Origin of the sequence: Pseudoalteromonas sp. S1609, from assembly GCF_005887255.1 — a bacterium.
Classification (GTDB): domain Bacteria; phylum Pseudomonadota; class Gammaproteobacteria; order Enterobacterales; family Alteromonadaceae; genus Pseudoalteromonas.
Map to the genome: position 1 here is coordinate 1 of NZ_PNDJ01000118.1, position 4,286 is coordinate 4,286.

4 protein-coding genes are annotated in these 4,286 nt (G+C 40.0%); 1 reads left to right on the plus strand and 3 read right to left on the minus strand.

Going from position 1 to position 4,286, the window contains the following annotated elements; translation table 11 throughout:
• Positions 1-174 precede the first annotated feature (174 nt).
• The 3 genes from CWB76_RS18955 to nadC all read right to left on the minus strand — a co-directional run bounded on the left by CWB76_RS18955 (position 175) and on the right by nadC (position 3,340).
• On the minus strand, positions 175-1,404 hold the full coding sequence (locus tag CWB76_RS18955; RefSeq protein WP_138609670.1) for a type II secretion system F family protein: 1,230 nt from the start codon (positions 1,402-1,404) through the stop codon (positions 175-177).
• Positions 1,405-1,497: 93 nt separating this feature from the next.
• Positions 1,498-1,983, minus strand: a complete 486-nt coding sequence (locus CWB76_RS18960; RefSeq protein WP_212751300.1) for a pilin — start codon at positions 1,981-1,983, stop codon at positions 1,498-1,500.
• 511 nt (positions 1,984-2,494) lie between these two features.
• Positions 2,495-3,340 (minus strand): carboxylating nicotinate-nucleotide diphosphorylase, encoded by an 846-nt coding sequence (gene nadC / locus CWB76_RS18965; RefSeq protein WP_138609672.1) that lies wholly within the window; start codon positions 3,338-3,340, stop codon positions 2,495-2,497.
• Positions 3,341-3,725: 385 nt separating this feature from the next.
• On the opposite strand from nadC, the gene ampD reads away from it, so the two are divergent.
• Entirely contained in the window at positions 3,726-4,271 is a 546-nt protein-coding gene (gene ampD, locus CWB76_RS18970) for a 1,6-anhydro-N-acetylmuramyl-L-alanine amidase AmpD (protein ID WP_138609674.1), read from the plus strand.
• Positions 4,272-4,286: the final 15 nt, after the last annotated feature.

Genomic DNA, 4,286 nt, shown 5'->3' on the forward strand with positions numbered 1-4,286 from the left:
GTGGGGCGAGTTGCAGGGAGCCACCGCGTTTTAATTGTTCTGTAGGCGGGGCTTTATGCCGCGCAAGGTTATTATTCAAAAAGAGGTTAGGAGGCACTTAGCTTATAGAGGTAGTTAAGGTTACAGGTAACGAGCAGCGAGCTTTGACCCTCGCACCTCGACCCTAAAATCTCTCTAAATAACCGAACCTAGTTGGAATATAGGTAAGTACATGGCCACAATTAAGCCGCCAACTAATACGCCTAACACCGCCATGATTAATGGTTCAAGTAAGCTAGATAGGCCATCTACTGCATCATCTACTTCTTGCTCGTAAATAGTGGCGACTTTAGCCAGCATGCCATCAAGCGATCCTGACTCTTCACCAATGGCAACCATTTGTATTACCATATCGGGGAATATTTTAGAGTTACGCATCGCCCAGTTCATTTGATTACCTGAGCTTACCTCAGCTTTTATTTCTAAAATAGCATAACGGTAAACCGCGTTTCCTGATGCACCTGCTGCAGAATCCAAAGCATCTACCAATGGTACACCCGCAGCAAAGGTAGTGGATAAAGTACGGGCATAACGTGCCACGGCGGCTTTATTTAAAATCATGCCGACAACAGGGAGTTTAAGTATGGCGCGGTCGGTGGCATCACGCAGCTTTAAGCTTCTTAAGTGTGCTTCTTTAAATATATAACCGAATGCCACAACGCCAATAAGGGCTATCCACCAATTTGCTTGCATAAACTCAGAAATAGCTATAACGAATAAGGTAAAAGCGGGGAGCTCGGCGCCAAAGCCAGCAAAAATATCTTGAAATTGCGGTACTACAAAAATTAACAAAATAGAGGTAACAATGAATGCCACAACTAAAACTGATGCTGGATAAAACATGGCTTTTTTAATTTTTGATTTTAGCGCTTCTGATTTTTCTTTATAAAGGGCAACGCGGTCAAATATTTTATCAAGCGAGCCCGACTGTTCGCCGGAGGCCACTAAGTCGCAATATAAATCATCAAAATAACGAGGGTATTTCCTAAGTGCGTTAGAAAGCGGTAACCCCGCTTTTACTTCATCGCCAATAGCACTCATGAGCTTACTCACGCTTTTATTGGTGGAGCCTGACGCTATCATTTCAATGGATTGAATTAGCGGCACACCCGCCATAAGCATAGTGGCTATTTGCCTAGTTACTAAGGCAATATCTTTTGGAGTGATTTTTTGTACACTTTGTATGCCAAATAGTGGCTTAGCTTTTCGCTTTACTTTTGAAGGGGTAATGCCCTGTTTGCGTAACTGTGCCTTAACTAAAGCTATGCTTGAGCCGGATAGTTCACCTTCAAGCTTTTTCCCTCGAGCACTAACACCCACCCATTGGAAGGTATCTAAGCCTCTATCTTCTTGCTTTTTTGCCACAAATATTACTTCCGACTGTTTATTAAAGCATAACTTACTGTGAAGAAAAAAGCGCTCAAAAGAGCGCTTAATTTTTTCTTCTGTGTTCTGCTGTTATCCACCAGTACCAGTACCAGTACCAGTACCAGTACCAGTACCAGTACCAGTACTAGCAGTACCATCACAACCTGTTGGTTTGTGCTCTGCATCCGCATCTGTTGAACAAGTCCAAGCTCCTTCTGTTGAACGAGATAGTGTTACCTTTTTGCCATTTACAGCAGGTCCACCATCAACAGTTCCAACGATTGAACCAGAACCATCGGCTGGTGTAGATGTGATTACTGTTCCAGAGCAAGCTTTGTTATTTATACCCATTTCTGCAGTTGTCATACTTGCAGACGCCGTACCTTCATTCATTTTAATTTCGAATGCAGTTTTACCCGGTGAAATTTCCGCTAAACATGCTGTAACCTGAGACTTAGCTGTATAATTTTGATAAGCAGGCAATGCAACTGCTGCTAAAATACCGATGATTGCTACTACAATCATTAATTCAATTAGGGTGAAACCCTTTTGGTTTTGTTGTGTCATTGTTTGCATGTTTCCTCTCCTAAAGGATAATGTTGTGGTAAGCCAAACGGGTATAAGTTTTTAAAATGTAACTTATGTTGTTCACTTAACCTGTTACTACAAAAATAAAATCATTTTGCCAAATTTAGTGCTGTGTTTAAGCGGTAAAAATTTTTCCGCGAAGACACGCACTTTATGGCGGTTATTCGTTACTCGTCCCTTATTTGAGTATAAACCTAACCATTAAAAGTTAGTTATAACCCGCTTAAGTTACAAGTTAATTATAAAAATAAACCTTGTCGTTTATTTTTATTCTGTCCCTTACAAATGCTTCTCCATTCTTTTTAACTAATTAAGTATTTAAAACTAGTCAATATGAATGAGTCTAACACTGTTTATTGCGCTTTTGTATTTAAAAACTTTATAAAAAACGCCTTTATTTAATAACTTGTTACAAATAGTCCTTTAGGATTATTTAATGCTCTTTTTTAAAAGCTGTCAATTAATTAGCGCAAGAAACTATAAATAGTTTTTACATTATTTATTCAAATCGCATCGATAAATCGATTGATTGTAAATTTTTTGTAAGCGCTCCACTTGAGATAAAGTCGACCCCAGCTTGTGAGTAGGCTTTGAGCGTTTCTAGGGTCATATTGCCTGATACTTCTAACTTAGCGCGCTTATTTGTAATGGTAACCGCTTGGCGTATTTGCTCTGGGTTAAAATTATCTAACATTATTATGTCGGCGCCAGCGTTAATGGCTTGCTCTAGCTCATCAAACGATTCAACCTCAACCTCTATAGGTTTATCGGCATGATTTAGCTTAGCTTGAGCTACTGCGTTATTAATTCCTCCACAAGCAGCTATGTGGTTTTCTTTAATTAAAAACGCATCAAACAATCCAATTCGGTGGTTTGCACCGCCACCACACTTAACTGCGTATTTTTGCAATGCTCTTAACCCCGGAATGGTTTTACGGGTATCGAGTAGTTGCGTGCTAGTGCCACTGAGCTCTTTTACATAATGTGCTGTGGTGGTGGCTGTGCCTGAAAGCGTTTGTACAAAATTAAGTGCAGTTCGCTCAGCCGTTAAAATAGCGCGTGCAGAGCCTGATGCAGTAAAGAGGGTGCTATTGGCACTAACTAAGTCGCCGTCGTTCACGCATATATTTACAACTACACTTGGGTCGACTTGTTTAAATACTTCAATAATAAGGTCTTTACCACAAAAAACACAGTCTTCACGGGTGATCACTTTCGCATTGGCTTGCTCTGCTTGAGGAATAAGCTGTGCGGTAATGTCGCCTTGTTCTGCGCTTTGGTTATTTAGGTCTTCATCCAGGGCTAAGGTAACAAGTTGGCTAATTAGGGTATGCGAAATAGACATGAAAAAGCTCATAGTAGATAATTAATTAACTAAATTTTACTCTGTTTAATTACTAAATAGAAGCCGCTAACAACTAAACTAAAAATTAACGCGCTAATCATATTTTATCGTTTGGTATTACGCTATCTTTATGTGGTTAAATCTATTAGCATCTTGATATACATCAATTTTGGTTGATTAACCTGAGCTCTAGATAATAAATCTATCTCAAGCTGCTATTTTGAGCAAACACTGTGTTGAATATATTTACAATAGTGTTTTAAATTTTTCGGCAACGGGCAACGGGCAACGGGCAACGGGCAACGGGCAACGGACTTGACACCAATCCCTACCATTTTACTCAAAGAGCATTTGACATCGGGCATATAAGTTTAAATTAAATGGTATGAAAATAGATTCTTTAGGCGTTATAAATAATGTTACCCAGCGTGCGTGTAGCCACTTTGACGAGCGACCTGCTCACAGCGATATTTCGCTGCTGGTTATTCATAATATTTCATTACCAGCAGGGGAGTTTAACACCCCCTACGTTGATGATTTATTTATGGGGAATATTGATTGCAATGCACATTCTAGCTTCAGTGATTTAGCAGGACTTAGGGTATCAGCGCATTGTTTTATTAAGCGCTGTGGCGAAGTTATACAATATGTGCCTTTTGAAAAACGTGCATGGCACGCGGGGCGTTCCTGCTTTGCTGGGCAACAAAATTGTAATGATTTTAGTATAGGTATAGAGCTTGAGGGCACAGATACAACTAATTATACCGATGGTCAATATCAAAGTTTAGCTGCATTGGCGCAGGCTATTATGCAGCGCTACCCAAAAATAACAGCCAGTAATATAGTGGGGCATTGCGATATTGCCCCTGGGCGAAAAACTGACCCCGGAGCGAGTTTTAACTGGCGTAAGTTTTTTAACCTAATTAAATAACTAGGGTCTGTTGAC

Excerpts from the sequence above, each read along its gene's own strand:
- ampD (WP_138609674.1), top strand. The coding sequence starts at position 3,726 with ATGAAAATAGATTCTTTAGGCGTTATAAATAATGTTACCCAGCGTGCG.
- nadC (WP_138609672.1), bottom strand. The coding sequence starts at position 3,340 with ATGTCTATTTCGCATACCCTAATTAGCCAACTTGTTACCTTAGCCCTG.
- CWB76_RS18960 (WP_212751300.1), bottom strand. The coding sequence starts at position 1,983 with ATGCAAACAATGACACAACAAAACCAAAAGGGTTTCACCCTAATTGAA.